Genomic DNA, 26,602 nt, shown 5'->3' with positions numbered 1-26,602 from the left:
TTTTCATTGTTTATGAGTTTTTTGTGACTTTAAGCATTTTTATAGTCGATTAAGATACGTAACATACGACGTAAAGGCTCAGCAGCACCCCAAAGTAATTGGTCACCTACAGTGAATGCGCCTAAATACTCTTTACCCATATTTAATTTACGTAAACGACCTACTGGCACAGATAGAGTTCCTGTTACAGCGACTGGAGTAAGATCCGTCATTGATGCATCACGTGTATTTGGAACCACTTTTGCCCATTGGTTAGACTGACGAATCATGTCTTCAATCTCATCAAGCGGAACATCTTTTTTCAATTTCAATGTTAAGGCTTGAGAGTGACAACGCATTGCACCAATACGTACACAGTGACCATCAATTGGAACAATCTGAGCATTACCTAAGATCTTGTTGGTTTCAACTTGACCTTTCCACTCTTCTTTAGATTGACCGCTTTCAAGTTGCTTATCAATATAAGGGATCAACGAACCTGCTAAAGGCACACCGAAGTTTGCTTTCGGGAAAGCTTCGCCACGTTGTAATTCGGCAATTCGGCTGTCGATGTCTAAAATCGCAGAACGTGGATCATCTAACAAGTCTTGAGTATTGTTATATAAATACCCCATACCTGTGATCAGCTCACGCATGTTTTGCGCGCCAGCACCTGAAGCGGCTTGATACGTCATCGCCGTCATCCATTCCACCAAATTGTGTTGGAACAGTGAACCCATGCCCATCAACATCAAAGAAACCGTACAGTTACCACCAACAAATGTTTTAATACCATTGACCAAACCGTCTTTGATAACATTTAAGTTGACTGGGTCGAGTACAATAATTGCTTCATCATCCATACGTAATGTAGAAGCTGCATCGATCCAATAGCCTTTCCAACCTTCAGCTTTTAGCTGAGGAAAGACTTCTGATGTATAGTCGCCACCTTGACAGGTAATAATGACATCCATTTGCTTCAGACTGGTAATGTCCGTCGCTTCCATAAGTGCTGGAGCAGTTTTACCACCAAAAGCAGGCGATTCACCACCTGCGTTACTGGTAGAGAAATAGAATGGCTCAAAATGAGCAAAATCATTCTCTTCAACCATACGTTGCATAAGGACAGAACCAACCATCCCGCGCCAACCGACCAGACCTACTTTCATGTCACTTTGCCTCGGTGCGTTAAAAAATAAAAGGGGGTTTGAGTGTATCAAAAGAGTGTGTAACTGCAATAGCATACACAATGAAAACACAACTATATTGTGCAATATATCTTGTTTATGATACATGCAAAATTGATATTAATTTATGAATCATTCAAAAATTAAGAATATAAGAGTGACAAAATATGATCTGGATAGAAGTACTTGCGTTGATTGTGATTTGGCTAAGTTTCTGGTCACTGATTCCCCGTGATGAATGGTGGTTTAGAGGTGCTGATTTTCCACGCTTGCAGATATTATTTGTTGGTCTGATTGCCTTGGGATTGATGTTGTTTTGGACAGCGCCGTGGGACTTGGCTCGTGAAGTGATTTTATTTTTATTGATAGCTGCCGTAGCTTTTCAATTAAAGATGGTTTTGCCTTATACCTTCATTTGGAAGAAACAAGTCAAACAGGTGACCAAAGATCAGCTTAATCCTGATCAGCAAATTTCAGTGATTGTGTCGAATGTGCTGACACCGAATGATCAATATCACTTATTGCTTGAGCAAATTGAACAGCACCAGCCAGATATTGTTTTGACACTTGAAACTGATCAAACTTGGCAAAATGAATTGGCTCAAGTTGAAAAAGATTATCCTTATCGTGTGGCTATACCTTTAGACAATCTCTATGGGATGCATTTGTATAGCAAACTCAAGTTGGTCGATACAGAGGTTAAATTTATTCTCAGTGATGAAATTCCGTCTATTCATACCACGGTGATTTTACCATCGGGGCAAGCGGTGCAACTGTATTGTTTACATCCCAAACCACCAAGCCCAACAGAAGCCAAAGACTCGACTTTACGTGATGCTGAATTGCTTATTGTGGGGGATCAGATCAAAGACTTGGATGAGAGCTGTATTGTTATGGGCGATTTAAACGATGTTGCTTGGTCACGCACAACGCGTTTATTTCAGCGTATCAGTGGTTTGCTTGATCCACGTGTGGGGCGCAGATATATCAACACCTTCCATGCTGACTATAAATTTTTAAGATGGTCTTTGGATCATTTATTTCATAGTACCGATTTTGCTTTAGTACATATGCAACGACTGCCTCATGTGGGTTCAGATCATTTTCCGATTTATGTGGTATTACAAACAGGGCGTATTTTTGAGCAAACTCAAGAAGAGTTAGAGCAAACCGATGCAGATGAAAGGGAAGCGCAAGAGGCAATTCAGGAAGGGATTGAAAAAGCAGAGAAAGAGGAGAAGTTGGTGACTGATGAAATTGCACAAAGTTATAAAGCTGGAACCTGATTGTCTGACAAAAAAATTAAAAAATGGCTGATTTTTGTAAGCAATTACTTACATGGATTTAGGCCCTAAGCGGATAGCATGCAAAGCATATTCGTTTTAATCTTTACTTATCGACACAGGGAATGAGAACGGAAAATCTCACTAAGGAAGACGAAGTCGATGGAGCAATCATCAAGGATTTGATGTTGGAATGGATAACCAAGAAAATAAGAATAAGATGTGAAAGCACAACCTCATGAACCCGAGTTTTGCAGGATGCAGAACTCGGGTTATGCTTTATTTATGGTATATAATTTAGAATAGACAAAATTGAAAATAAAAAAGAGTGGCTATGTTTCTCGCAAAAGTTCAAGAATTCGCTTCAAGTCTTAAACATTTTACTGGTTTAAGTAGTGATGCTTTATTTATCTATGCAGGTTTAATCATCTATTTTATTGTTGCTGCAATTCATAAAAGACAACTTAAATCAAATTTTGCGATTATCGCCACAGTGGTGCTTGCCTTTGTAATTGAAATCTTTAATGCACGCGCAGATATTTTTGGTAGAGGCTATTGGCGTATTTGGGAAAGTATCCATAGCATAGTCAATATGATTTTTTGGCCTTATGTGATTTGGGCTATGGCACGTTTTCGGGTATGGAAAGGTTAGTTTTTCTACTTAACCCGCTTATGATCCAAATTATTTTTATTTTCCATAATGTTGATTTAAGGCGTCCATTTCAGCAGAAATTTTTTGTTGAAGCGCCATTGAGCGTTTACCAAGTTGCTTAAATTCATCGCTGGGTGCATTTGCATCAAAATCTGGGGCTGTTGAAAGCGTATACATTTTCTGACTGGTGATTAAATTATCAATCATTTGTGTGCGTAGACTTTGTACTTCACTGCTTTTTAAATTTAATGCCATGATTTGTTGTTGAGTTTTCGCTTGTATATCATTGGCTTTGAGTAAAATATGCTGGCGCTTTTCAGGTTGGGGAGCAGCTGATTGAAGCTCCGCTCTTAATTGAAGTGCTTGCGTATTTGCGTGATTGACGATCTGATTAAGTTGAGCCAAGTCTGTTGTAATCTCTGTTGCGTTGGCTGTACTCAGTTCAGTCGCTTTGCTTTTCCAATTGCCTTGAGTTGTTGCAGTAGACGTAGTTTCTGATGTTTTGTTTTGGGCGATATCTGCTTTTTGCTCTGAACATGCGGTAAACATCAAACTGAAACTGATCAAACATGAAAAAAGAACTTTATTGGTGATATTCATTGTTTTATTTTCCTTAAATTTGAATATATTATTGATAAATCTTAATTCGCTTTGTTTGATCAAGAAAGTGGGCATGTGTAACTAGACGCAGTTCGCCATGAACGATGGTATTTAAACGCGAGATGACCAAAATAAAAAGGAGATATTTTTATATCTCCTGATCGTTAAAACAAAAATACTTAAACTTAATAGATTTTCTCGTAGCCTTTTGGACGTGTTTTAAAGCGACGATGAAACCACATATATTGTGTCGGTGCGATCCGCAGTTGATTTTCAATGATTTTATTGACACGAATCGCATCATCCATTTCATCTTCACTGGGTAATGGATCAACAGCAGGTTCAATAAGTACATGATATTTTGGATCTTTGATATCACCATCACGATAAAAATACAGTGGGATTGCGACAGCTTTTGATATTTTCAATAAACGTCGATGCGCTGTTACTGTTGCAGCGGGCGTACCAAAAAAGGGTGCCATCACCCCTTGTTTTAATCCAAAATCCTGATCTGGACTATACCAAATGGCATCACCTTCTTTCAGATGGCGAATCAATCCACGCATATCATCATGATCAATCTGCGCTTTATAAATCGTTGCACGACAACGATAAATCAGCATATCGAGTAAAGGATTATTCTGTGGGCGATACACGACATCGGGTTCAAAAAATTGTGCACATAAATAACCACCAGCATCAAGCATGGTGCTATGAGTGCCGAGTAGCAGTATACCTTGACCGTTTTGTTTGGCCTGTTGGATATGCTCTAGCCCTTGAATGCTGACACGGTTTTTAAACCATTGTGGTGAATACCATGCATTTAAGGTTTCAAAGACCCCGACCATTTGATCAACAAAGACTTGTCTTGAGTTGTCGATGACTTGTTCAGGCGACCATTCTGGAAAGCAGACTTCTAAATTACGCGTTGTTGTTTCACGACGTGATTTCAGTCGGTCAAAGGCAATATTGCCTAACAGTGTTGCTAAGCGGTACTGAATTGCCCAAGGCAAGATCGCGAGCATCATCAAAAATACAATCGCAATCCAGATTCCCCAATATTTCGGATGTAAAAATGCCCAATAAAATTTTCCAGGCTCGTATTGATGCTTTTTACTCATAGCAGTTTTGTAAATTTTGGGGAAGTTAAAACTGAAAGGAGTGTAGCATGAAGCGGTTTAAAGAAGAAAATTCAAGATGTCATTCACTCTCATTGAGGATAAGCAAGGAAGCATGACGTGAAAATAATTCGGTTAATTCAAGGTGATATTACAGTTCAAAAGGTGGATGCAATTGTAAATGCTGCCAATACCTCGTTACTTGGCGGTGGTGGTGTGGATGGTGCAATTCATCGTAAAGGTGGTTCTGCTATTTTGGAGGATTGTCAAAAGATCCGAGCTCGACAGGGTGGTTGTGCAGTTGGTGAAGCAGTGATTACCACAGCGGGGTTGTTGCCCTGTAATTATGTGATTCATACCGTGGGCCCCACTTGGCAAGATGGACAGCATGCTGAAAATGAACTTCTTGAGAAAGCCTATCTCAATAGCTTAAGACTCGCTGAGCAACATCAGCTAAAAACACTGGCATTTCCGAATATTTCAACAGGGATTTATCGTTTTCCCAAATCAGAAGCAGCATTTATCGCCATAAACAGCGTGACTAAGTTTTTAACCCAGACGACCAATTTAGAGGAAGTCAGTTTCGTGTGTTTTGATTTGGAAAATTTTAAAATTTATCGCCAGCATCTTGCCGAGATTGATCAAAAGCAAGTGCATGTTTTAGGTATATAATCGCAATTATTCACTGACTATTTTAGACAACCTTACGATGAGAGATACCTACTTAGACAGTTGTAAGGCAACACTGATATTTCTTGTGGTTCTCGGGCATTTTCTAGAACGCATGATCGGTTGGAAAGATCCGATTGATCATGCCTTGTTAGGTACGATTTATTTTGTACATATGCCAGCTTTTATCTTTATTTCGGGCATGTTGTTTAAAGACAGTAAATGGTTTAAGAATATTCTATTTTTTGTCGCGCTCTATTTACCCTTTCAAATTCTATTTCCTGCATTTGATGCCATCTGGTCAGGTAAATTTCAGCTCAATTGGAATGTGTTTGAACGACCTTATTGGATCTTATGGTATCTGTTGGGCATGATGGTATGGACAACGCTTACCCATTTTTTGATAAAAACAAAATTTGCACTGCTGATTGCACTGATTCTTGCTTTATGTGTCGGTTTAAGCCCATGGAACAATTACCAATACTCTATCGGAAGAATTTTTAGCTTCTTTCCATTTTTTATTGTGGGTGCACTTTATGGCAAAACCATTGTCGAGAAAATTCAGCAATTTAAATTCACTCAAATTTTAGCTGGATTCATCGTGGTGGGTATTGCAAGCTTGGTGTATTTCACCCAAATCAACCCATTTTGGTTATATGGCAGTTTAAGTTATCAGCAACTTAAGGTAAGTATGTGGGATGGTACGTGGATCAGAATAGGCTGTCTTTTGGTGTCGAGTTTGGGCATTTTCGCGATGTTTGCATGGACAAAATTATTAAATATTGGCTGTGTGCAACTTGGAAAAAACACCTTGGCGGTGTATTTGCTACATGGTTTTGTGGTGATGTTAATTGCACGTTATTGGCAACTGGATTTTCATATTTTTGTGGAAATTGGGATTTGTATTGGTTTATCTGTATTGACCTGCTGGATGTTACAACAGCAATTTTTTGATATTTTATTAAGAAAATTATCTTTATGGTTAATCAAACCTGTTGAAAAATTCGGTTTAAAGTAGCGAATGGATTTGAAGCGATCCAGAGCATTCGCTAAAAATTTAAAAGCTACACTGTTGGTGTAGCTTTTAAGCATGAGGATCATAATTTTATAAAGCGACAGTTTTAAAACAACGTTTTAAAGTGGATTATTTGGTTGCTGCTTTACCCTCTACTTTTTTTGCTGTTGCTGATTTTTGTGCAGCGGCATGGTGTTTTTGGCTATGACCAGCTTTATGTTGTTTTTGCATTTGATGGGTTTTAACCGCTTGAGTCGAATGCTGTGCTGGAGTTGCTGCCATTGCAGAACCTGCGAAAATTGCTGTGGTGAATGCTGCAACAAGTAATGATGTAACTTTTTTCATGATCATATTCTCACTAAATAATTCGAGATCTGAACTAGATTCGATAATCATATCTTGGTGGATTTGTATGGAAACATCATGAAGTGCTTGTAGCGAAATTCAGTATAAATGAAATGATCATGGGTAAGATGAGTGGGGAATGGTAAGTACTTTGATTTTTTAAGTTTTATTTAATTTTAATCAGTAAAGTATTGCCGTCATTTTAACTTGAACTGAGCCATTTAAATAAGTGCGTTTATTTTTAAAAATGAAAGAGTCTGTTATGTATCATTTAAAGTATTATCGAGATAACGAAATTCTGATTACAGACTTAAATTTAGTATTTTGATTTTACTGCTACTCCACTATTGAAATGTCCCTCACATGAATAAGACAATCAGAAGAGCAACCATGAAGGACTTAATTGCAATTACCCAATTGATTGCGCCTTTTATTGATGAATTTGCAATTAATGACAGTGGCCGACAACTGTTTTCCGTAAGTATGATTTAAAATTTGGCTTTGTGGTGAAAGATGAAACCATTGAAAATCATGGGTTGCGTTATGTTCCAATGTCTTTAAATCTGGTTAATACATGAAGCTGAAAATATATGTTGTATATCTATAAGATGATTGATCAATGTTGTTGGTTTCAATGTCGACAAGCTCAATAAAAACTCCGCATATTTGCGGAGTTTTTATTTAAAGATTTTACAAGAACTAACCTTTGGTCATTTCTTCTAATGCATCCCAACGCTCCATTTTTTCAAGCATCAGTTCATCAATCTCGCCAAGTCGTTGTGACGCTTTGGTGGCTGCATCTGCATCAGTCACAAACCAAGAACCATCTGCAAGTTTTGCAGTCAGTTCAGCTTGTTCTTTTTCCAAAGCTTCAATTTCTGAAGGTAACAGTTCTAAAGCGCGTTGATCTTTATAACTCAATTTCACTTTTTTAACGGCTGGTTCAGCAGGTGTCGCAGCAGCTTCCGCTTTAGCAATGGCTTTTTTTACATCACTTTTCTGATCGACAACACGTTGATCTGGACGTTGTTCTAGATAGTCTTGATAGCCACCAATGTATTCATCGATATTGCCTTTACCATCAAATACCCAGGTTGATGTCACAACATTGTCCATAAATGCACGGTCATGGGAGATCAATAACAAAGTCCCTTTATAATCACTCAACATCTCTTCGAGTAATTCTAAAGTCACCATGTCTAAGTCATTGGTTGGCTCATCCATCACAATAAGGTTAGACGGTTTAAGCAATAACTTTGCCAAAAGGATACGGTTACGCTCACCACCTGAAAGTGCTTTTACTGGAGTACGCGCGCGTTCAGGCGAGAATAAAAAGTCTTGTAAATAGCTGTAGATATGACGGCGACCACCATTAACATCGACAAAGTCTGAGCCTTCAGACACGTTGGCCATTACTGATTTTTCAAGATCTAGCGCATTACGTAATTGGTCAAAATAAGCCACTTCAAGCTGTGTACCTGTTTTCACCGAACCGCCATGTTCAAGTTCACCTAAAATGGCTTTAATCAAGGTGGTTTTACCTACACCATTATCACCGACTAAACCAATACGGTCGCCACGCAGTACTAACGCAGAGAAATCTTTAATAATCGGTGCATTATCACCAAAAGCCACACTTAAGTGTTCAATATCAAAGACCAATTTACCTGAACGATTCGCCTCTTGAGTCGCCATGCTCACTTTACCTTGTTGTGAGCGACGTGCTTTAGATTGTTCACGTAAATCTTTTAATGCACGTACACGACCTTCGTTACGGGTACGACGTGCTTTGATCCCTTGACGAATCCAAGTTTCCTCTTCAGCCAAGCGTTTATCAAACAGCGCATTTTGCTTTTCTTCAGCTTCCATTTGCTGTGCTTTTAAGTCGAGATAGCGTGAGTAGTTACCTTCATAACTACGTAAAACACCACGATCCAACTCCACAATACGTGTCGCAATACTGTCAACAAAAGCACGGTCATGGGAAATAAATAACAGGGTGAGATTGTTTTGATCGAGTAAGAATTTCTCTAACCATTCAATACTTTCTACGTCCAAATGGTTGGTTGGTTCGTCAAGTAATAAAACATCAGGTTGCGTCAACAATGCACGTGCTAAAAGTACACGGCGTTTACGTCCACCTGATAAATCAGCTAAATCCGCTTCAGGATCTAAGCCCATTTTGCTTAAGATAGAATTTACTTTGGTTTCTAAGGCCCAACCATCGAGCAAATCCAGCTTATGTTGTAGGTTGCCCATACGATCACAAGCTTCCATATCACCTAATACACAAGCATCGCTGGCTTCATGGTATTCTTTTAGGACGAGCGCGGCTTCTCCTGCACCTTCGGCAACAATATCTGCAACTTTGCCCGAATCCATCGGTACATCCTGAGCAAGCATAGAAATCGTAATACCATTTTGTAATGCAATTTCACCTTGATCAGGCAATAAACTTCCCTCAATCAGTTTGAGTAAAGTAGACTTACCTTCACCGTTACGACCAATCAGACAGACTCGTTCGCCTCGTTCTAAATTGAAGTTTGCGCCATCGAGCAGGGCAGGTCCACCAAACGCAAGTTGGACATCCCTTATAGTAATATAGGCCATACGGTTTCCTAAACATCCCACACTGAGGACTAAAAATGACTAAACATAAAAATATTGATGATCAGGCGTCATTTTCCGCACCCATAGAAGATTTGCAAGTCCGAATTGCATTTTTAGATGATTTAGTCGAACAATTAAATGATCAAGTGGCGCAACAAAGCTTGGAAATCGCTGATTTAAAAAAACAAATGCAGTTAATCTACCAACGTATAGAATCTGCTGATTTGTCAGAAGGTATTGCAGCATTTGACCCAATGACCAATCGTCCTCCGCATTATTGATGCAATGGATGTGAAATATGAGTGGCTGAGGTGTGCTGAATCAGGTGTAAATTCACACATAGCAGTGATATTGGCAAAGGATTTGCATAACGCAAGCGCTAAATTTGTGGGTTAAAATGGATTATGAACTTAAAAAACCTCGAAGCATTTTATTGGGTGGTGACCTTAAACAGTTTTAATAAAGCCGCAACAAAGCTTCAAACGACACAGCCTGCAATTTCTCAAAAAATTACTGCGATTGAAAATGATCTCGGTTTTAAAGTGCTTGATCGCAGTTCTCGTCAAATCAAAGCCACGCATAAGGGTATGACCTTATTTAAATATGCTGAAAAGTTTATGCGACTGGAAACAGACTTGGTGGCTGAACTCACAGAAAGTCAGTATTTAACAGGAACGATTCGTTTAGGGGTTTCCGAAACGATTGTCCATACTTGGCTAGTGGAGTATATGGAGCAAGTCCAGCAAGAGTTTCCCAAAGTTTCCATCGAAATCGTGGTGAATTTAACTCCAGATTTACAAGAAGGTGTACGCATTGGTGATTTGGATATGGCGTTTTTACTGGGGCCAACTTTGCCTTTTGAATGTATAGAACGTTCATTGTGTGATTTTGAATTAAGCTTTCTGGCATCACCTTCATTTAAAGGTGGAATCGGGCAGATGTCATTGCGGACATTGATGTCGCATACCATTTTAACCTATCCAAGAATTACCTATCCTTATAAAGAGCTCAAAGCCAAAATGAAAGAACAGAAGATCGATGAACCGCTATCCATCACAAGTTATTCGTTGGTCACATTATTACGTTTAGCTGAACAAGGTTTAGGGATTGCAGTGGTACCTAAACTAACGGCAATCAAAGAAATTTTAGATGGGCGATTGGAAATTTTGGATACGCCAATCCAATTAAAGACATTCCACTTTACCGCAATCTATACACAAGGCAATAACACCGCATTAAAAGAAAAGTTGACGGATTTAGCGGTTTTAACTTCGGAAAATGCCATGAAAAAGCTGAATAATAAAATTAGATAATGAACAATAAAACGGCATTTTATGCAGCTTTGGTTTTAATTTAAAAATTGCAAAAATATGAAATATTGATAATGAGAACTTATAGAAAGTGATAAATATTCATTATTAAATGATTTTAAAAATAATAAAAATATATAAATTCAATATCTTATGTTTAATGAATTTTGGATAAAGTCTTATTGTGACTGACCTTCGCCTATGCTTTTATTTGAAATACAGATTTGGTTCAGCATAACCAGAAAATCTTAAAAGTTTAAAGGATTAAAGAATCTCGTATTTTAGAAAAATAGATGTTCTTTGTTTCACTTGAAATAGCGTTGATTAAGCTCAAATGGATGAGGAACGCCTACATGTCTTTATTGAAATCTTCTTTTTTGTCTGACCGTCAATGGGCAATTGTTGCATCTATCTTTATGATGGCAACGTCTGCGATGGGGCCAGGTTTTCTAACTCAAACCGCTGTATTTACAGTGAAATTAGGTGCTGCATTTGGCTTTGCAATCCTAGTTTCGATCATTATTGATTATGTTGTTCAGCAAAACATTTGGCGTGTGGTTACCTTAACGCAAATGCGCGCTTCTGATATTGCCAATAAAGCCTTACCGGGGAGTGGTTACTTACTCGCATTTCTGGTCATTTTAGGTGGATTTTTCTTTAGTATCGGTAACATTGCGGGTGCTGCACTGGGCTTAAATGCACTCTTTGGGTTGGATACCAAGGTCGGCGGCGTGCTGAGTGGTGCTTTGGCAATTCTGATTTTTGCTTCCAGAAAAGCCACTCTGGCGATGGACAAGAGCATGATTATTTTGGGGTTGCTCAAAATCGTTTTGATCGTGATCGTTGCATTCATTGTCATGCCACCAGTGGGGCAAGCCGTTCAACAAACTTTTGCACCTGATCAAATTGATTTCGCCATCATTACAACTATTGTTGGCGGTACCGTAGGTGGTTATATCTGCTATGCGGGCGCACATCGTTTATTGGACAAAGGTGCGGTTGGACCAGAGAATATTGATGAAGTGGCCAGAGCCGCAACCAAAGGTATTGTGGTGGTCGGGATCATGCGTTATGTATTGTTCTTGGCATTCTTAGGGGTTGTGGTCAGTGGTGCAAATATTGATTTAGCAAGTCACGATGCCAACCCAGCTGCGCAAGCATTCCAATATGCTGCGGGTACATTTGGTTTTAAACTGTTTGGTTTGATTTTTTGGGCAGCGGGAATCAGTAGCACAATTGGTGCAGCCTATACCTCTGTTTCATTTATGTCCGCATTTAAACAGAACTTAACCACTAAACATACCAACTACCTCACCATTAGCTTTATTTCTTTAGCCCTGTTGCTTTACGTGATTCTAGGTGCAACACCTGCGGGCTTACTGATCTTTGTGGGTGGTTTTAATGGTTTGGTATTACCAATTGGTTTAACGATTTTTGTCTATGTTGCGGCATGTCGTAAAGACATGATGGGTAATTATAATTATCCAAAATGGTTGCTGGTTTTGGGTGTATTAACCTGCTTACTCACATGGTGGATGGGTTATATGTCATTCACGACGGTATTTAATTACCTCACCAAGCTCTAATCAACTTCACACTCAATTGAAAAGGAATGATCACAATGTATGTCGATTTAAATAGTGACTTGGGTGAAAGTTTTGGCTCGTGGAAAATGGGCAATGATGAGCAAATTTTACCTGTTGTCAGTAGCGCCAATATTGCCTGTGGCTTTCATGCAGGTGACCCGTTGGGAATATTGAAGACGCTTCAACAAGCAGTGAAATTAGATGTCACGATTGGTGCGCATGTTTCCTACCCAGATTTGGTTGGTTTTGGTCGCCGTAATATGGATTTGTCTCAAGACGAGCTGATTGCAGATGTGCTCTATCAAATTTCGGCACTTGATGGTTTGGCAAAAGTTGCTGGTTCAAAAGTGCAATATGTCAAGCCGCATGGGGCATTGTATAACACCATTGCCAAAGATTCTGTACAAGCCGAAGCTGTGATTGAAGCTATTAAAATGTATAACCCTGCATTGGTACTGGTTGCTTTGGCTGGGTCAAATTTGGTTGCACAAGCACGTCAGGCAGGTCTAAAAGTGGTTTCAGAAGCCTTTGCTGATCGTGCTTATAACCGCGATGGCTCACTGGTTTCACGCCGTTTGGAAGGTGCTGTTTTGCATGATGCTGAGTTTGTAGCAAAACGTGTGGTTGCGATGTTGAAAAATGGTGGAGTTGAGTCAATTGATGGCGTATTTACCCCAATTCAAGCCGATACGATTTGTTTGCATGGTGATACCGCAGGTGCACTAGAAATGTCCGCAGCGATTAAAGCTGAGCTGTTAACAAACGACATTCAAGTTCGTTCATTTTGTGCATAAAACAATAAGGACAAGACACATGTTTAAAGAGATTAAAGTCGATCCAGCTCAGCTAAAAGCTGCATTGGATGCGCGACAACAAATTCGTGCAGGTTTTGATCAACCTACAGCAGGAATGGCTGCTGGGATGACGCAAGTGAATATGATTTCTGTACCTAAAGACTGGGCATATGATTTCTTGTTGTACGCACAGCGTAATCCGCAAAGCTGTCCTGTATTAGATGTTTTGGAAGAAGGCGTATACCACTCTCGATTGGCTACTGACTCAGACATTCGTACTGATTTTCCACGATATCGTGTTTGGAAAGACGGTGAAATGGTCGATGAGCTCACGGATGCGAGTGAGCTTTATAACGCGCATCCTGATTTAGTGACCTTTTTAATTGGCTGTAGTTTCTCCTTTGAAACAGCTTTGCAAGAAGCGGGGATTGAAGTGCGTCATATCCATGACAAGACCAATGTACCGATGTATTTGAGTAATATCGAATGCCTTTCTGCTGGACGTATTTCAGGAAATATGGTGGTTTCTATGCGCCCCATTCCTGCCCATCAAATAGCTGAGGCTGTAAAAATTACGGCACGTATGCCGAGTGTTCATGGCGCTCCCGTACATATTGGTCATCCTGAAAGTTTGGGCATACGCGATATCAATCAGCCAGATTTTGGTGATGCCTCACGTATTGAACAGGGTGAAATTCCAGTATTTTGGGCATGTGGTGTAACGCCTCAAGCTGCAATCATGAACTCGAAAATCCCATTTGCCATTAGCCATGCACCAGGACATATGTTGATTACAGACATACCTGATCGTGCATGGATGCGTTAAGACAAGAAAGGATCAGTAAATGCGATTTTTATCGGTAAATTCCGACAGTTTCTTGATTGAACTTTCTAGTTTAGAAGAGACTTTGGCGTTATACAGTAAATTGCAAAATTTACACTTGAATGGAATCAAAGATTTAATTCCTGCTGCAAAAACAATTTTGATTTGTTTTAACGAAATCAAGACTGACTTTAAAACCTTGAGTGTTTTGATTGGTACTTTAAAGCTTGATTCAGGCTTTGATCGAAATACGCAGGAAGTGATTATTCCGATTCGTTACGATGGTGAAGATTTAGCACAAGTGGCGGAACTTCAAGGCCTCTCTATAGCCGATCTGATATTAAAACATCATCAAAGCACTTGGGACGTTGCGTTTATTGGCTTTGCTCCAGGTTTTGCTTATATGAGTAGCCTTGATCAGCCCTTTACAGATATTCCTCGTCTAAAAACACCACGTAAAAAAATTCCATCAGGTTCACTTGGGCTTGCTGGGCAATACTCGGGTATCTACCCAAAAGATAGTCCGGGTGGCTGGCAATTGATTGGAACAACGTCAGAAAAAATGTGGGATTTGGAGCGTCAAAATCCTGCGCTTTTACGACCAGGAATGCGGGTGCATTTTGAGGATGTAACCCATCATCCTGTATCTGTGGATGTGCCCAAGCAAATCACGCCACGACAAGATTTAATTTTAAAACACCCCCTATTCAAAATCACGGCATCTGGCTTGCAAGTTTCGATTCAAGATGAAGGCCGTTTTCAGCACAGCAATATCGGTGTGGGTACAGCAGGGGCGATGGATGTCGCTTCGATGCATTGTGCCAATCGAATCGTGGGGAATCCAACGGATACGCCTGTGATTGAGGTGCTAAATGGCGGTTTAAAAGCAGTCATGCAAAATTCAGCTGTCATTAGCGTGGCAGGTGCAATTTCCAATATCCATGTGAAATTTGCAGATGGTCAAAAAGCAGATTTTGACAGCTATCAGGCGATTGCACTGGATGAGGGAGATGAATTTCAAATTCAAACGCCGAGCGCAGGGTTACGCAATTATCTTGCGGTTCGTGGTGGTTTGGATATTCAACCCATTTTAAATAGCTGTTCTTTTGACAGTTTAGCCATTCTTGGTCCAGCCCCTTTAAAAACGGGTGATGTCATTTACCAAGGTCAAGTCGTCCCATCCAATATCAGCATCAACGAAGTGCCAAAATCCAATCTCCCGTCCCTTGGCGATACGATTGAACTTGATATTGTGATGGGACCTCGAACGGATTGGTTTGAGCAAAGCAGTATTGAAAAATTGTGCAATCAAGCATGGTTAGTCACCAATGAAAGTAATCGAGTGGGATTACGTTTATCTGGGAAAGCGCCCTTAACACATAAGATTTGCCATGAATTGGAAAGCGAAGGCACATGTATTGGTGCTTTGCAGATTCCACCCAATGGTCAACCTGTATTGTTTATGAATGATCACCCATTAACAGGTGGTTATCCTGTGATTGCTTCTGTTGCCAAGCATCATTGGGATTTGGTGGCACAAATACCTGCGGATTGCCATATCAAATTTAGAAAAATCGCCGAATTTGTAGATATCGAGAACTAAGATGAACCAGCAAAAATATGTAAATGAAAAATTATTGATTGCCAATCGTGGTGAAATTGCTGTGCGTATTATCCATGCTTGTCGTGATATGGGCATTGCTTCTGTGGCAATGTATGCAGATGACGATATCGGCAGTTTACATGTCGAACTTGCAGATGAAGCATGGGGGTTGGTTGGCGCAACCGCAAAAGAAACCTATTTAAATATTGATGCCATTATTGATATTGCTAAAAAATCAAAAGCCACCATGGTGCATCCTGGTTATGGTTTTTTATCGGAACGGGCTGAATTTGCACAAGCTGTGATTGATGCAGGCTTGAAGTGGGTAGGCCCATCTCCTGAAGCAATTACCAAGTTGGGTGATAAAATTGAAGCACGTAAAATCGCTGCTTCAGTGGGTGCTCCTTTGGTACAAGGCACACAAGACCCATTGAATAATGCAGATGAGGCTTTAGCCTTTGCAAAACAATATGGCTTGCCTATTGCAATTAAAGCGGCATTTGGTGGTGGTGGTCGTGGTTTAAAAGTGGTTTGGAAGCTTGAAGAAGTGAAAGAACTCTATGACTCTGCTGTCCGTGAAGCAAAAGCGGCCTTTGGTCGTGGCGAATGCTTTGTTGAGCAGTACTTAGACAATCCTCGTCATGTGGAAGCGCAAGTGATTGCCGACTTGCATGGGAATGTGGTGGTCTTAGGTACGCGCGATTGTTCTTTACAGCGCCGCAATCAAAAATTAGTTGAGGAATCTCCAGCACCATTTATCAGTGATGAGATTTACCAAGAGATTTTAACTTCAGCAAAAAATATTTGTCAGGCTGCTCAGTATGTTGGAGCAGGGACAGTCGAGTATTTATTGAGCCAAAACGGGACGCTATCATTTTTAGAAGTCAATACGCGGTTGCAAGTTGAACATCCCGTGACCGAAGAAACAGCACGAGTTGATTTGGTGGTTGAGCAAATTCAGGTGGCTTTGGGCGAAGAATTATCGATCAAAGAAACCCCTAAAGCACAAGGTCATGCCATTGAGTTTCGTATCAATGCAGAAGACCCTAGTCGTGGTTTTATTCCAGCATTTGGTACACTAAGTTTATTTGAAGCACCTTTCGGTCATGGTGTGCGTGTCGATACTGGCGTGCGCACAGGTTCTCTGGTTTCCAGCCATTTCGATTCTTTAATGGCAAAGCTGATTGTGACGGGGGAAACGCGTGAAATCGCAATACGCCGCGCAAAACGCGCTTTAAAGCAGTTTAAAATTGAGGGGGTGGCTTCAGTTTTAGATTTTCATCGTGCCGTGCTGAATGAACCTGATTTTACCGACGAATTTAAAGTCCATACGCGCTGGATTGAAAATGACTTTAAACAAGACTTAAAATCAACTCGACGTGCGATTCCTCAGCATCAACAAACGATGGTTTTAAGCTATATCGAAATTGATGGGAAATTACACCGTCTAGGCCTACCTGCAGGAATGTTTGCTCAAGGTACAGTTCAGGTGGAGCAACAACCAGTGCAAAGCACAGAGTTAGCACTTCAACCTGAGCACTTACAAGCGCCTATTAACGGGGCCATCATTGCATGGAAAGTCCAAACCGGAGAGCAAGTGAGTGCAGGGCAAGTTGTGGCAATTATGGAAGCCATGAAAATGGAAGTTCAAGTTTTGGCACATCAAAGTGGTCAAATTGAATTGCTGAAAGAAGTCGGGAGCACGTGTCAGGCTGATCAAGTGATTGCAACCATCCAATAATATTTATCTTTAAAATCTAAAACTTATACATTTAAGTCAGATGGAATTGGGAATTTAGGATTAAATTTCCAATTTTATTTGACCTTTTGTTGAAAGCTGGTTGTAATGCTTGCCACTGTTCAGTAGCAAACTTTTTGACCATGCCGAATAAAGCTGTTCTTCTCGATCTTGAAAATAATATGCCTACAGCCAAAATGCTGCGGGAGATTATTGAACATTACCCAACACTTTATCTTTTCAATTGTACGGGACAATTCCAGTACTCACTGGAAGATTTAACTGAATTTTCAAGCTGGGTGAGCAGTGGTCAAGTGGTGATTTTAGAAGTACCGAATGCATCTGAAAAAGAATATGAATATGCAGTTGTGGTGGGGCAATTATTGGCATTATTAGAGCCAGAGATGCAGATTGAGGTCATTTCTGCGATGCCAAGTTGTTCCTTATTGTTGGATCTGATGCGTAGTGCTGATCTAGCGTGTAGTTTTATTCAAGTCGAATCAACGTTGGAACGTCAACGCAACAAGTACTCGATACCTAGTCTACAAACCATTCAAAATAAGCCGTATTTGCAAATGGTTAAAAAGTATTGCGATGCCTTGGGAGAGATGACAGGCAAACCGAATACCATTGAAAAATTAAAGAATTCTATTGTGAATATTTTACAAGTTGTGCCAGAAAAAGCTCAGCATCTGGTTGGCATGTTAATCAATTTAAAAATTGTCAAACGCTTTGATGATCAGGTGGCTTATCGTAAAAAAGTCTTGAAACAATGGACAAGTCTTGACATCGACAAGCCTGTTTTAGCACACCCAGTTGAGACTGAATCCGCAGCACAACCCAATATCAAACTTGAAAAAATTGATCAAATTTTAGAAAAATTACGTGTTGATTCAGATCAGGTGTTACAGGAAATGGATCAGCAAGACTCTGTGGGTGCAGTACATCAGGTTTTGTTTAAAAACTTTGCAAAAATAGATCCAGTGCAAATTGAAGTTATTCATAAATTGAATAATTTAAAAACCGATAAACCTAAAGATATTTATGAGTTGCGTGATTTATTGGAGCAAATGTTTCCAAAATCTGATATCCGTTTATTGCTTAAAGAATTGATTGAAAAAGGCTATATTTATTGGAATGGTCATGAAGTTGTTTATAGCCATGAAATGTATTTAAATTAGGGCGATTTTTAAGCTGCTCAGAGCAATATAAAAAAGCGCTTAGATTTGAATATTTAGCGCTTTTTTATTAAGCCATACACTATAGTTTTATAACTTTGCTTATGCTTATAAATTTGCTACGCCACCATCGACCAAGAGTTCGCTACCGACAATAAATTTAGCTTCATCAGAAGCAAGATAAATAAAGGCATTGGCAATTTCGACTGGATCCGCCAACCTTTGAATTGGCACAAGATTTTCAATACTGGCTTTGAGCTGTTCAACTTCAGCGGGTGTACTCGCAACTTTGTTGAGGGCAGGGGTTAAGGTTGGTCCCGGTGAAAGTAAGTTAAATCGTATTTGCTGGGCTAAAAGTTCTCTAGATAAGGTCTTAACCAAAGAACGCAAGGCGATTTTTGAGGCAGCATAAACGCTACTTTTCTCTAAGGCAATATGAATACTGGTCGAACCACATAAAATCACTGAAGCATGGGGCTTGATCATTGGAAGTAAGCTTTGTATCAGAAAAAATGGACCTTTTACATTGGTATCGAAAATCGCATCGAATTGTTCAACGGTCCATTGTCCAAATGCTTCATGGCTAACATTGCCTGCATTGATATAAATCACATCGAATTTAATGGATAATTCTTGCATTTTCTCAATGAAATGATCTTGTGATACTAAGCTTGAGTGATCACATTGGATGCCCAAACTTTGGCTGCCGAATTGCACTTGCGTTTGTACAATTTGATCTGAATTTCGGCCAGTAAACACAACAAAAGCACCTTCTTCTATTGCACGTTGTGCTGCTGCAAAACCGATTCCACTGGTTGCGCCAGTAATTAAAACCGTTTTATTCTTTAATCGCATGTTTTTCACTAAAATGTCTACAAACTCTTATATTGTGAAAATTTATTTGTCAAAGTAAGTACTTACCAATTGGTGACTTAGTCGTTGTTTGGTTTGAAATAGGCTAAACTCAAAGGCTATAAAATGTAGCTTTATGTAAGGTGGGAAAATGACAACACTGCAATATGAGCAAAATTGTTCGATTATGCGATTTGTTGGATTATTTTCGGGAAAATGGGTATTGCCAATTGTCTATCATCTTATTGAAGCAAAACATCCTGTTCGATTTAGCCAATTACAAAAGGCTTTAGCGCCGATTCCACAAAAAGAGTTGTCGAAACATTTAAAACTGCTGGAGCAACACCAACTTATAACCAAGCAGATTTACCCAGAAGTACCGCCTAGAGTGGAATATCAAATTACCGAATTAGGACAAACGCTGCAAAGCGCTATTCAGTCATTGGGAAGCTGGATGGAGCTTTATGAAAAAAATATAAATGAAAAATAAGAAATTAAACTGACCTCAAAATCAGTAATTGGCGGTAATTTTAATTTTAAACTTGCGTTTTATATTCAGCTTATGCAACTCTAATATAGGAATTAAAAGGTGAACTATGGAACACACTGGTCTTTGGGTTGCGCTCGTTATTATTGTTTTTGTATTGGGCTCAATTTTTGGCTTACGCGTAAGCCCTAGAGAAAAAGCATTAGGTTTAATGCGAGAGAAAGCACGCAAGATGGGCTTACACCCGCGTTTAGTGGCTGCACCAGAGTGGACGAAAATCCCGATGGCAACAGAGTCTCGTGCGAGTATGGTGGCTTATTATAGTGTACTGATTCCAGATGCACGCTTAGCTTTGATGCGCGCCCGTGTAGAAGAGCAAAAGCTTCAAGTGGTCCTCGGTGATGAGAAATTTAAAGATTTTCCCATTGCATTAAAAGGGATTTATGCTATTGATATGCAGGCCAACTGTGTAGGGCTTTATTGGGATGAAGAATCTGACCTCAGAGCAACACAGCTTGATGATATGAAGGCATATTTACTTAAATTGGCTGAAATTTAACTTAATAATAGGAACAGTGGTTTATTATGGCGAACGCTCCTCGGTCCACATCCAAAAGCACAACAGCAAATTCTCCTGATGCTGGGAAAAAACGTGCATTAGTGATTGTGGAGTCGCCTGCAAAAGCGAAAACGATTAATAAATATTTAGGCTCAAATTACATTGTGAAGTCTTCGGTAGGTCATGTTCGTGATTTACCTACAGGTGGTTCAAGTAAATCGACAGAAAAAAAGCCTGCAACGCGTACCAAGTTGACGGATGAACAGAAGGCTGAAAAAGCACAATCCGCTTTAGTCAATCGTATGGGTGTCGATCCTGAGCATGGCTGGAAAGCCAAGTATGAAGTGCTTCCAGGCAAAGAACATGTGGTCGCTGAACTCAAAAAACTAGCCAAAGATGCAGATGAAATCTATCTCGCAACGGATTTGGATAGAGAAGGAGAAGCGATTGCGTGGCATTTAAGAGAAGTGATTGGTGGTGATGATAGCCGTTACCATCGTGTGGTCTTTAACGAGATTACCAAAAATGCCATTCAAGAAGCATTTAAACAACCTACACGTCTAGATTTAAACCGTGTGAATGCGCAACAGGCTCGTCGTTTTCTCGACCGCGTGGTGGGCTTCATGGTTTCACCACTGCTGTGGGAAAAGATTGCGCGTGGCCTCTCTGCAGGGCGTGTACAGTCGGTTGCAGTAAAATTGGTGGTCGAGCGTGAGCGTGAGATTCGTGCCTTTATTCCTGAAGAATACTGGCAAGTTTTTGCAGACACTCATTCTGCAAAAGATGAAATCCGTTTAGAAGCAGTCAAACAAGGCGGCAAAACATTAAAATTACAAAATAAAGCGCAAACAGATGCTTTATTGAACATTTTAAAAGATGCTGAATATAAAGTTGCAACACGTGAAGATAAGCCAACGAAGGTCAATCCAAGTGCGCCTTATATCACTTCAACCTTGCAACAAGCTGCAAGTACTCGTTTAGGTTTCTCTGTAAAGAAAACCATGATGCTTGCACAGCGTTTATATGAAGCTGGTTTTATTACTTATATGCGTACTGACTCAACATTCTTGAGTGATGATGCTGTCAGTATGGTGCGTAATCATATTGAAACTGAATTTGGTGCAAAGTACTTACCTGCTAAAGCAAATCGTTATGGGAATAAAGCCAATGCGCAAGAAGCCCATGAAGCGATTCGTCCTTCCAATGTTGCCTTAAAAGGCGATAGTTTGGCGGGTGTTGAGCGTGATGCACAACGTTTATATGATTTGATCTGGCGTCAATTTGTTGCATGTCAAATGACTCCAGCAGAGTATTTATCCTCAACGATTTTGGTTGATGCGAATGGTGTAGAACTCAAAGCCAAAGGTCGTACTTTAGTTTTTGATGGTTTTACCAAAGTGCGTGGTCAGAACAAGTCTGATGATGATGTTTTATTACCTGCAGTCAAAGTGGGTGAAATTCTCAAACTTGAGAAACTTGATCCTTCTCAACACTTTACTAAACCACCTGCACGTTTTACTGAAGCATCTTTAGTAAAAGAATTGGAAAAACGTGGAATCGGTCGTCCATCGACTTATGCTGCGATTATTTCGACGATTCAAGATCGTGGTTATGTCAAACTCGACAATCGCCGTCTTTTTGCAGAGAAGATGGGTGAAATTGTTACCGATCGTCTAGACGAGAATTTTAATAACCTGATGAATTATGCATTTACTGCAGATTTGGAAGGTCAATTGGATAAAGTTGCAGATGGTGAACGTAATTGGAAAGAGCTGTTAGATAGTTTCTACGGTGATTTTAAAAAGCGTTTAACCACAGCACAGGGCGAAAACGGCATGCGTCGTAATCAACCTGTAGAAGTTGAAGCTGTTCACTGTAAAGAATGTGAACGCCCGATGCAGATTCGTACAGGGACGACGGGTGTCTTCCTTGGTTGTTCTGGTTATAATTTGCCACCAAAAGAACGCTGTAAAGGGACATTGAATTTAACACCAGTTGAGTCGTTGGCTATACTTTCTGATGATGACAGTGCTGAAACTGCTGACTTAATGTCGAAAAAACGTTGTCCAGTATGTGGTACTGCAATGGACAGCTATGTGATTGATGGTGGTCGCAAGTTACATATTTGTGGAAATAACCCGGATTGTGATGGTTACGAGCTGGAAGAAGGCGAGTTCAAAATCAAGGGTTATGATGGTCCAACCATTCCATGTGATAAATGTGATGGCGAGATGCAGTTGAAAACGGGTCGTTTTGGTCCATATTTCGCTTGTATGAGTTGTGACAATACCCGTAAAGTTTTGAAAAATGGTCAGCCAGCGCCACCTCGTGTCGACCCAATCAAAATGGAACATTTACGTTCAGTCAAACATGATGATTACTTTGTTCTACGTGATGGAGCAGCGGGTTTATTCTTGGCGGCAAGCAAATTCCCTAAAGTACGCGAAACACGTGCACCGAAGGTTGCGGAGTTACGTTCAGTTGCAGATCAACTTGATCCTAAGTATCAGTTTATCTTGCAAGCACCTGATCAAGATCCAGATGGTAATCCAACATTGGTTAAGTTTAGCCGTAAAAACCAAGCGCAATATATTGGTTCAGAAACCCCAGAAGGTAAACAAACCAAATGGTCTTTGGTCTACCAAGATGGGAAATGGGTAGAAGCTTAATCCATAAATATTTAAAAATGCTGGCCTAGGTCAGCATTTTTATTGCGATTAAAAATTGAGAATATATTCAATGTGGAAAAAGATTCGAGTTGGTATTTTACTGGTCATTCTGCTGATTGTTGCAGTGAACGCATGGCGTGATATGAACCAAGATTGGAGCAAGCCAATCGTTGTTTTATTACATCCTATCAATGCAGATGGTCAACGCTCCACAGCAGCCTATATTCAGCAAATTTCAACAGATGATCTTGAGGAAATTGAACATTATTTAGGTTTACAGTCTCAAGTATTTCGTGGGCAACCGATTTCATTTCATTTTCAGCTTGGACGTGAGTTAAATACCTTGCCACCTAAGTTTCCAGAATCAGGCCGTATCTTGGATACAGTTTTGTGGAGTTTAAAATTTAGATTTTATGCATGGAAACAGCATCAAGGCGAAGATGGCTCACCATCGGTGACCCTGTATTTAAATTATTATGATCCCAAGTTGCAGAAAATATTGAAGCACTCCACTGCATTGGAGCGTGGGCGTATTGGCTCTGTAAATCTATTTGCATCACGGAAGCAAAGTTCGAGCAATAAAGTCGTTCTTGTACATGAGTTATTGCATACCTTTGGTGCAAAAGACAAATATGATTTTACAACAGGGCAGCCACTCTATCCGATGGGCTATGCCAATCCTGAGCAACAACCACGTTATCCGCAGCAGCGTGCAGAAATTATGGGCGGCTATATTGCGCTTTCAGAAAGTAAAAGCAAAACACCTGAAAATCTAGAGGATACCATGATCAGTCGACTCACTGCACAAGAAATGGGTTGGGTGAAGTAGCATATAGAGCTGTGCTGTTTTATCGCTTAGATTCTGCTCAAACAAAGCTTTATTCTGGTATAGATGCAGATTTTATACAGACAAATACCTGAATTAGATCAACAATAAAATGAATGAATAACAACCAAGAGAAGAATTATGCGTACTGTAGGAAATGATTTAGTTCGTCATCAACTCCATGAAAACCGTAAATGGTATCTTCTGCTTGGAGCTTTATTGGTGATCTTTGGATTAGTGCTATTGGCTTCACTGGGTATGGCAACATTGACGGTTGTTGCATTGTTTGGTGCTTTAATGATGATCGGTGGGGTTTTACACCTGATTGCAGCATTTAAAATTTTTGATGGTGGCTTCCGCTGGCTTTGGGCGTTGTTTGGTGTGTTGTATATCGCAGCGGGTTATTATGCATTTAAATCTCCGATTACCACTGCAGTGGTATTAACCAATTTACTGGCAATTGCTTTATTGATTGGCGGTTTTATTCGTATTTTTAATGCATTTATGTTGAAACCAATGTCTGGATGGGGGTGGACATTATTTTCAGGGCTTTTAACCTTGGCAACAGGTGCAATTATTCTGGCATCACCAGATTCTCCTTTTTGGGTACTCGGATTATTTTTAGGTGTGGATATTTTATTCCAAGGGGTCAACTATCTCACCTTTGCTGTAGCAATTAAACAAATCCCACCCGCGAGCCATTAAGGTTTTACTTAATGTTTGAAATCATATGTGCATTTAACAAAACGCCTGATCAATGAGATCAGGCGTTTTGCATTTTGGCGTAAATATTTATGCAACTAGAGCAGTATTCAGTTAAATCTTATCTCAATTAACATTTCTGAAAAGCGAGGTGTTACCTAGATAAATGATTTAAGTGTTGAAACTCAGCTTATTTCGCGACTTTATACTGGCTGGAAATGGCGATACGGTTCCATGTGTTGATCACAATCGCAACCCATTCAATCGCCGTGATTTCATCACTGGATAAATGCTGTGCAGCTTGTTCATAAGCGCTATCTGGAAAATGTTGATTGGCAATTAAAGTAATCTCTTCAATTAAAATTAAAGCCGCACGTTCTTTTTCAGTAAAGTATTCACTTTCACGCCAAGCACTAATCAACGCAATACGATCAGTTGACTCGCCCGCTTTAATTGCATCTTGGGTATGCATACGAACACAGAAAGCACATTGGTTAATTTGCGAGGCTCTTAATTTGAGCAAATGAGAGAATCCAACATCAAGCCCAGCTTGCTGAACTTTTTGCATAGATAAATTTTCAAGTTCGATGACCGTTTTATATAGTTCTGGGGCGGTTTTACCAAGGTTTACACGTTGCATAGTTGTCATTTCTTTAGTCTTAATTATGAATTTATTAGTTTATCTATACTCGAAAAATCGTTATGTTATTTTTTGAATCTCATCGAAATGCATTTGCTCATGTCTAAAGTTTTTGTTCTCGCGCCTGACTCATTTAAAGAAAGCATGACAGCCGAACAAGCTTGTTTTGCAATGCAACGTGGTATTGAAAAAGTCATTGCTGATGCACAGTTTATTCATGTACCTATGGCAGATGGTGGTGAGGGAACAGTCGATGCTTTGGTCGCTGCACGAAGTGGTCGTAAAGTATATGTTGAGGTCACTGGTCCATTGGCTCAGCAACGAATATCGACCTATTGGGGATTAATTGATGGTGGTCAGACGGCTGTTATAGAAATGGCGCTGGCAAATGGTATTCACCTGATCGAAAAGTCTCAACGCAATCCTTTAGTGACGTCAACTCTGGGTACAGGCGAAATGATCAAAGCCGCTTTGGATTTGGGTGTTGGTAAAATCATTATTGGCCTGGGTGGTAGTGTCACCAATGATGCTGGTGCCGGGATGGCACAGGCTTTAGGGGCAAAATTTTTAGATGAGAATAACCATTCTGTAGACGTGGGTGGTGGGCAGCTTCAGCAGATCAAAAGCATTGATATTTCACAACTCGATGCGCGTTTAAAAGCAACTGAAATTATTATTGCCAGTGATGTAAACAATCCATTATGTGGTCCAAATGGTGCTTCTTTTATTTTTGCGCCACAGAAAGGAGCAACGGCTGAGATGGTTGGGATCTTAGATCAAAATCTTGATCATTTTGCTGCGTTGGTGAAACAACAGTTGAATGTTGATGTTGCAAATGTACAGGGTGCTGGTGCTGCAGGCGGTTTGGGTTTCGGACTTATGGCTTTTACAGGAGCAAAAATACGCTCTGGTGTAGAAATAGTGATTAAAGAAACCCAACTTGAGGATAAAATTGCACAAGCGGATTATGTGTTTACTGGTGAGGGCGGTATTGATTTTCAAACCAAGTTTGGCAAAACACCTTTTGGGGTAGCGCAAGTTGCCAAGCAGTTGAATAAACCTGTGATTGCTTTTGCAGGGCATATCGGTGAAGGCGTCGATGAGCTTTATGCAGAAGGCTTTAGTGCAATTTTTGGTATTGTTGATGGTGCATGTGATTTAGCAACAGCATTAAAGCATGGTGAGCAAAATTTAGAACGCTGTTGTGAGAGTGTGGCACGGTTGTTAAGACTATAAGGCGGTTTTTATTGTAAAAGTCCTCCTTTAATCTCTGCTAGGGACGATAAATTTTATTGTCTTGAGTTTTTCTTCATTGGTATGTCCTGACTTAAGCGTCAATTCACGACTTGATTCTTGGGTTAAAATGCATAATTTCAC

25 protein-coding genes and 1 pseudogene are annotated in these 26,602 nt (G+C 40.0%); 19 read left to right on the top strand and 7 right to left on the bottom strand.

Going from position 1 to position 26,602, the window contains the following annotated elements:
* Window positions 1-29 precede the first annotated feature (29 nt).
* Entirely contained in the window at window positions 30-1,148 is a 1,119-nt protein-coding gene (gene asd, locus GJV03_RS11745) for an aspartate-semialdehyde dehydrogenase (protein ID WP_056516877.1), read from the bottom strand.
* Between the two features lie 185 nt (window positions 1,149-1,333).
* Between asd and GJV03_RS11740 the strand changes: the two genes are divergently transcribed.
* Both GJV03_RS11740 and GJV03_RS11735 read left to right on the top strand, forming a co-directional pair.
* The gene (locus GJV03_RS11740; RefSeq protein WP_154130147.1) at window positions 1,334-2,452 is read left to right on the top strand and encodes an endonuclease/exonuclease/phosphatase family protein; all 1,119 of its coding nucleotides are present in this window, start codon (window positions 1,334-1,336) and stop codon (window positions 2,450-2,452) included.
* Window positions 2,453-2,783: 331 nt separating this feature from the next.
* On the top strand, window positions 2,784-3,101 hold the full coding sequence (locus GJV03_RS11735) for a hypothetical protein (protein WP_056516884.1): 318 nt from the start codon (window positions 2,784-2,786) through the stop codon (window positions 3,099-3,101).
* A 36-nt stretch (window positions 3,102-3,137) separates the two neighbouring features.
* On the opposite strand, the gene GJV03_RS11730 is transcribed toward GJV03_RS11735, so the two are convergent.
* Together GJV03_RS11730 and GJV03_RS11725 are read right to left on the bottom strand one after the other, a co-directional pair.
* Window positions 3,138-3,701, bottom strand: coding sequence for a hypothetical protein (locus GJV03_RS11730; protein ID WP_154130146.1), 564 nt, complete (start codon window positions 3,699-3,701; stop codon window positions 3,138-3,140).
* Between the two features lie 185 nt (window positions 3,702-3,886).
* Window positions 3,887-4,822, bottom strand: coding sequence for a lauroyl acyltransferase (locus tag GJV03_RS11725; RefSeq protein WP_056516890.1), 936 nt, complete (start codon window positions 4,820-4,822; stop codon window positions 3,887-3,889).
* Between the two features lie 117 nt (window positions 4,823-4,939).
* Between GJV03_RS11725 and GJV03_RS11720 the strand changes: the two genes are divergently transcribed.
* Window positions 4,940-5,491: an O-acetyl-ADP-ribose deacetylase gene (locus GJV03_RS11720; RefSeq protein WP_151801778.1), complete on the top strand. Its 552-nt coding sequence runs from the start codon at window positions 4,940-4,942 to the stop codon at window positions 5,489-5,491.
* 37 nt (window positions 5,492-5,528) lie between these two features.
* Window positions 5,529-6,506, top strand: coding sequence for an acyltransferase family protein (locus GJV03_RS11715; RefSeq protein WP_154130145.1), 978 nt, complete (start codon window positions 5,529-5,531; stop codon window positions 6,504-6,506).
* Window positions 6,507-6,632: 126 nt separating this feature from the next.
* Here GJV03_RS11715 and GJV03_RS11710 read toward each other — a convergent pair whose 3' ends face one another.
* On the bottom strand, window positions 6,633-6,848 hold the full coding sequence (locus GJV03_RS11710; protein WP_224964682.1) for a hypothetical protein: 216 nt from the start codon (window positions 6,846-6,848) through the stop codon (window positions 6,633-6,635).
* A gap of 363 nt (window positions 6,849-7,211) precedes the next feature.
* Between GJV03_RS11710 and GJV03_RS21890 the strand changes: the two genes are divergently transcribed.
* Window positions 7,212-7,340 (top strand): hypothetical protein, encoded by a 129-nt coding sequence (locus GJV03_RS21890; RefSeq protein WP_289845650.1) that lies wholly within the window; start codon window positions 7,212-7,214, stop codon window positions 7,338-7,340.
* 207 nt (window positions 7,341-7,547) lie between these two features.
* On the opposite strand, the gene GJV03_RS11705 is transcribed toward GJV03_RS21890, so the two are convergent.
* Entirely contained in the window at window positions 7,548-9,458 is a 1,911-nt protein-coding gene (locus GJV03_RS11705) for an ATP-binding cassette domain-containing protein (RefSeq protein ID WP_154130144.1), read from the bottom strand.
* Window positions 9,459-9,493: 35 nt separating this feature from the next.
* Between GJV03_RS11705 and GJV03_RS11700 the strand changes: the two genes are divergently transcribed.
* The 8 genes and pseudogenes from GJV03_RS11700 (at window position 9,494) to GJV03_RS11665 (ending at window position 18,493) form a co-directional block, all read left to right on the top strand.
* Complete coding sequence (locus tag GJV03_RS11700) at window positions 9,494-9,739, top strand: SlyX family protein (protein WP_004718047.1); 246 nt, start codon at window positions 9,494-9,496, stop codon at window positions 9,737-9,739.
* A gap of 123 nt (window positions 9,740-9,862) precedes the next feature.
* Complete coding sequence (mumR, locus tag GJV03_RS11695) at window positions 9,863-10,771, top strand: LysR family transcriptional regulator MumR (protein WP_004818810.1); 909 nt, start codon at window positions 9,863-9,865, stop codon at window positions 10,769-10,771.
* A gap of 331 nt (window positions 10,772-11,102) precedes the next feature.
* A pseudogene (locus GJV03_RS11690) lies at window positions 11,103-12,354 on the top strand (NRAMP family divalent metal transporter).
* 35 nt (window positions 12,355-12,389) lie between these two features.
* The gene (locus GJV03_RS11685; protein WP_004718041.1) at window positions 12,390-13,148 is read left to right on the top strand and encodes a 5-oxoprolinase subunit PxpA; all 759 of its coding nucleotides are present in this window, start codon (window positions 12,390-12,392) and stop codon (window positions 13,146-13,148) included.
* Between the two features lie 19 nt (window positions 13,149-13,167).
* Complete coding sequence (locus GJV03_RS11680; RefSeq protein WP_154130143.1) at window positions 13,168-13,974, top strand: putative hydro-lyase; 807 nt, start codon at window positions 13,168-13,170, stop codon at window positions 13,972-13,974.
* 19 nt (window positions 13,975-13,993) lie between these two features.
* On the top strand, window positions 13,994-15,574 hold the full coding sequence (locus GJV03_RS11675; RefSeq protein WP_154130142.1) for an urea amidolyase family protein: 1,581 nt from the start codon (window positions 13,994-13,996) through the stop codon (window positions 15,572-15,574).
* Window position 15,575: 1 nt separating this feature from the next.
* Entirely contained in the window at window positions 15,576-17,315 is a 1,740-nt protein-coding gene (locus GJV03_RS11670) for a biotin carboxylase N-terminal domain-containing protein (protein ID WP_154130141.1), read from the top strand.
* 140 nt (window positions 17,316-17,455) lie between these two features.
* The gene (locus GJV03_RS11665; protein WP_154130140.1) at window positions 17,456-18,493 is read left to right on the top strand and encodes a hypothetical protein; all 1,038 of its coding nucleotides are present in this window, start codon (window positions 17,456-17,458) and stop codon (window positions 18,491-18,493) included.
* A 105-nt stretch (window positions 18,494-18,598) separates the two neighbouring features.
* Here GJV03_RS11665 and GJV03_RS11660 read toward each other — a convergent pair whose 3' ends face one another.
* A complete protein-coding gene (locus GJV03_RS11660) occupies window positions 18,599-19,345 on the bottom strand; it encodes an SDR family oxidoreductase (protein ID WP_154130139.1) in 747 nt (248 codons plus the stop codon).
* Between the two features lie 148 nt (window positions 19,346-19,493).
* On the opposite strand from GJV03_RS11660, the gene GJV03_RS11655 reads away from it, so the two are divergent.
* From GJV03_RS11655 to GJV03_RS11635, 5 genes are all read left to right on the top strand, one after another.
* Window positions 19,494-19,832: a helix-turn-helix domain-containing protein gene (locus tag GJV03_RS11655; RefSeq protein WP_105713962.1), complete on the top strand. Its 339-nt coding sequence runs from the start codon at window positions 19,494-19,496 to the stop codon at window positions 19,830-19,832.
* 106 nt (window positions 19,833-19,938) lie between these two features.
* Window positions 19,939-20,388, top strand: a complete 450-nt coding sequence (locus GJV03_RS11650) for an ammonium transporter (RefSeq protein WP_004718027.1) — start codon at window positions 19,939-19,941, stop codon at window positions 20,386-20,388.
* Window positions 20,389-20,414: 26 nt separating this feature from the next.
* Window positions 20,415-23,057, top strand: coding sequence for a type I DNA topoisomerase (gene topA, locus GJV03_RS11645; RefSeq protein WP_056516916.1), 2,643 nt, complete (start codon window positions 20,415-20,417; stop codon window positions 23,055-23,057).
* A gap of 70 nt (window positions 23,058-23,127) precedes the next feature.
* A complete protein-coding gene (locus tag GJV03_RS11640) occupies window positions 23,128-23,886 on the top strand; it encodes a hypothetical protein (RefSeq protein WP_105713960.1) in 759 nt (252 codons plus the stop codon).
* 138 nt (window positions 23,887-24,024) lie between these two features.
* Window positions 24,025-24,588, top strand: coding sequence for an HdeD family acid-resistance protein (locus GJV03_RS11635; protein WP_105713959.1), 564 nt, complete (start codon window positions 24,025-24,027; stop codon window positions 24,586-24,588).
* A 187-nt stretch (window positions 24,589-24,775) separates the two neighbouring features.
* Here GJV03_RS11635 and GJV03_RS11630 read toward each other — a convergent pair whose 3' ends face one another.
* A complete protein-coding gene (locus GJV03_RS11630) occupies window positions 24,776-25,225 on the bottom strand; it encodes a carboxymuconolactone decarboxylase family protein (RefSeq protein ID WP_034611667.1) in 450 nt (149 codons plus the stop codon).
* 99 nt (window positions 25,226-25,324) lie between these two features.
* Between GJV03_RS11630 and GJV03_RS11625 the strand changes: the two genes are divergently transcribed.
* Window positions 25,325-26,461: a glycerate kinase gene (locus tag GJV03_RS11625; RefSeq protein WP_154130138.1), complete on the top strand. Its 1,137-nt coding sequence runs from the start codon at window positions 25,325-25,327 to the stop codon at window positions 26,459-26,461.
* Window positions 26,462-26,602 lie beyond the last annotated feature (141 nt).

The sequence above is a fragment of the Acinetobacter sp. RIT698 genome (assembly GCF_009668065.1).
Taxonomy (GTDB): domain Bacteria; phylum Pseudomonadota; class Gammaproteobacteria; order Pseudomonadales; family Moraxellaceae; genus Acinetobacter; species Acinetobacter guillouiae.
The sequence above is the reverse complement of the archived record's forward strand: the minus strand, read 5'-3'. Positions and strand labels throughout refer to the sequence as shown.

Bases quoted from the DNA above. Each gene is read 5' to 3' on its own strand.
- GJV03_RS11725 (WP_056516890.1), bottom strand. From the start codon at position 4,822: ATGAGTAAAAAGCATCAATACGAGCCTGGAAAATTTTATTGGGCATTT.
- GJV03_RS11640 (WP_105713960.1), top strand. From the start codon at position 23,128: ATGTGGAAAAAGATTCGAGTTGGTATTTTACTGGTCATTCTGCTGATT.
- GJV03_RS11700 (WP_004718047.1), top strand. From the start codon at position 9,494: ATGACTAAACATAAAAATATTGATGATCAGGCGTCATTTTCCGCACCC.
- GJV03_RS11735 (WP_056516884.1), top strand. From the start codon at position 2,784: ATGTTTCTCGCAAAAGTTCAAGAATTCGCTTCAAGTCTTAAACATTTT.
- GJV03_RS11630 (WP_034611667.1), bottom strand. From the start codon at position 25,225: ATGCAACGTGTAAACCTTGGTAAAACCGCCCCAGAACTATATAAAACG.
- GJV03_RS11710 (WP_224964682.1), bottom strand. From the start codon at position 6,848: ATGAAAAAAGTTACATCATTACTTGTTGCAGCATTCACCACAGCAATT.
- GJV03_RS11650 (WP_004718027.1), top strand. From the start codon at position 19,939: ATGGAACACACTGGTCTTTGGGTTGCGCTCGTTATTATTGTTTTTGTA.
- topA (WP_056516916.1), top strand. From the start codon at position 20,415: ATGGCGAACGCTCCTCGGTCCACATCCAAAAGCACAACAGCAAATTCT.
- GJV03_RS11740 (WP_154130147.1), top strand. From the start codon at position 1,334: ATGATCTGGATAGAAGTACTTGCGTTGATTGTGATTTGGCTAAGTTTC.
- GJV03_RS11685 (WP_004718041.1), top strand. From the start codon at position 12,390: ATGTATGTCGATTTAAATAGTGACTTGGGTGAAAGTTTTGGCTCGTGG.
- GJV03_RS11660 (WP_154130139.1), bottom strand. From the start codon at position 19,345: ATGCGATTAAAGAATAAAACGGTTTTAATTACTGGCGCAACCAGTGGA.
- GJV03_RS11675 (WP_154130142.1), top strand. From the start codon at position 13,994: ATGCGATTTTTATCGGTAAATTCCGACAGTTTCTTGATTGAACTTTCT.
- GJV03_RS11665 (WP_154130140.1), top strand. From the start codon at position 17,456: ATGCCGAATAAAGCTGTTCTTCTCGATCTTGAAAATAATATGCCTACA.
- GJV03_RS11655 (WP_105713962.1), top strand. From the start codon at position 19,494: ATGACAACACTGCAATATGAGCAAAATTGTTCGATTATGCGATTTGTT.
- GJV03_RS21890 (WP_289845650.1), top strand. From the start codon at position 7,212: ATGAATAAGACAATCAGAAGAGCAACCATGAAGGACTTAATTGCAATT.
- GJV03_RS11730 (WP_154130146.1), bottom strand. From the start codon at position 3,701: ATGAATATCACCAATAAAGTTCTTTTTTCATGTTTGATCAGTTTCAGT.
- GJV03_RS11705 (WP_154130144.1), bottom strand. From the start codon at position 9,458: ATGGCCTATATTACTATAAGGGATGTCCAACTTGCGTTTGGTGGACCT.
- GJV03_RS11680 (WP_154130143.1), top strand. From the start codon at position 13,168: ATGTTTAAAGAGATTAAAGTCGATCCAGCTCAGCTAAAAGCTGCATTG.
- GJV03_RS11635 (WP_105713959.1), top strand. From the start codon at position 24,025: ATGCGTACTGTAGGAAATGATTTAGTTCGTCATCAACTCCATGAAAAC.
- asd (WP_056516877.1), bottom strand. From the start codon at position 1,148: ATGAAAGTAGGTCTGGTCGGTTGGCGCGGGATGGTTGGTTCTGTCCTT.
- mumR (WP_004818810.1), top strand. From the start codon at position 9,863: ATGAACTTAAAAAACCTCGAAGCATTTTATTGGGTGGTGACCTTAAAC.
- GJV03_RS11670 (WP_154130141.1), top strand. From the start codon at position 15,576: ATGAACCAGCAAAAATATGTAAATGAAAAATTATTGATTGCCAATCGT.
- GJV03_RS11625 (WP_154130138.1), top strand. From the start codon at position 25,325: ATGTCTAAAGTTTTTGTTCTCGCGCCTGACTCATTTAAAGAAAGCATG.
- GJV03_RS11715 (WP_154130145.1), top strand. From the start codon at position 5,529: ATGAGAGATACCTACTTAGACAGTTGTAAGGCAACACTGATATTTCTT.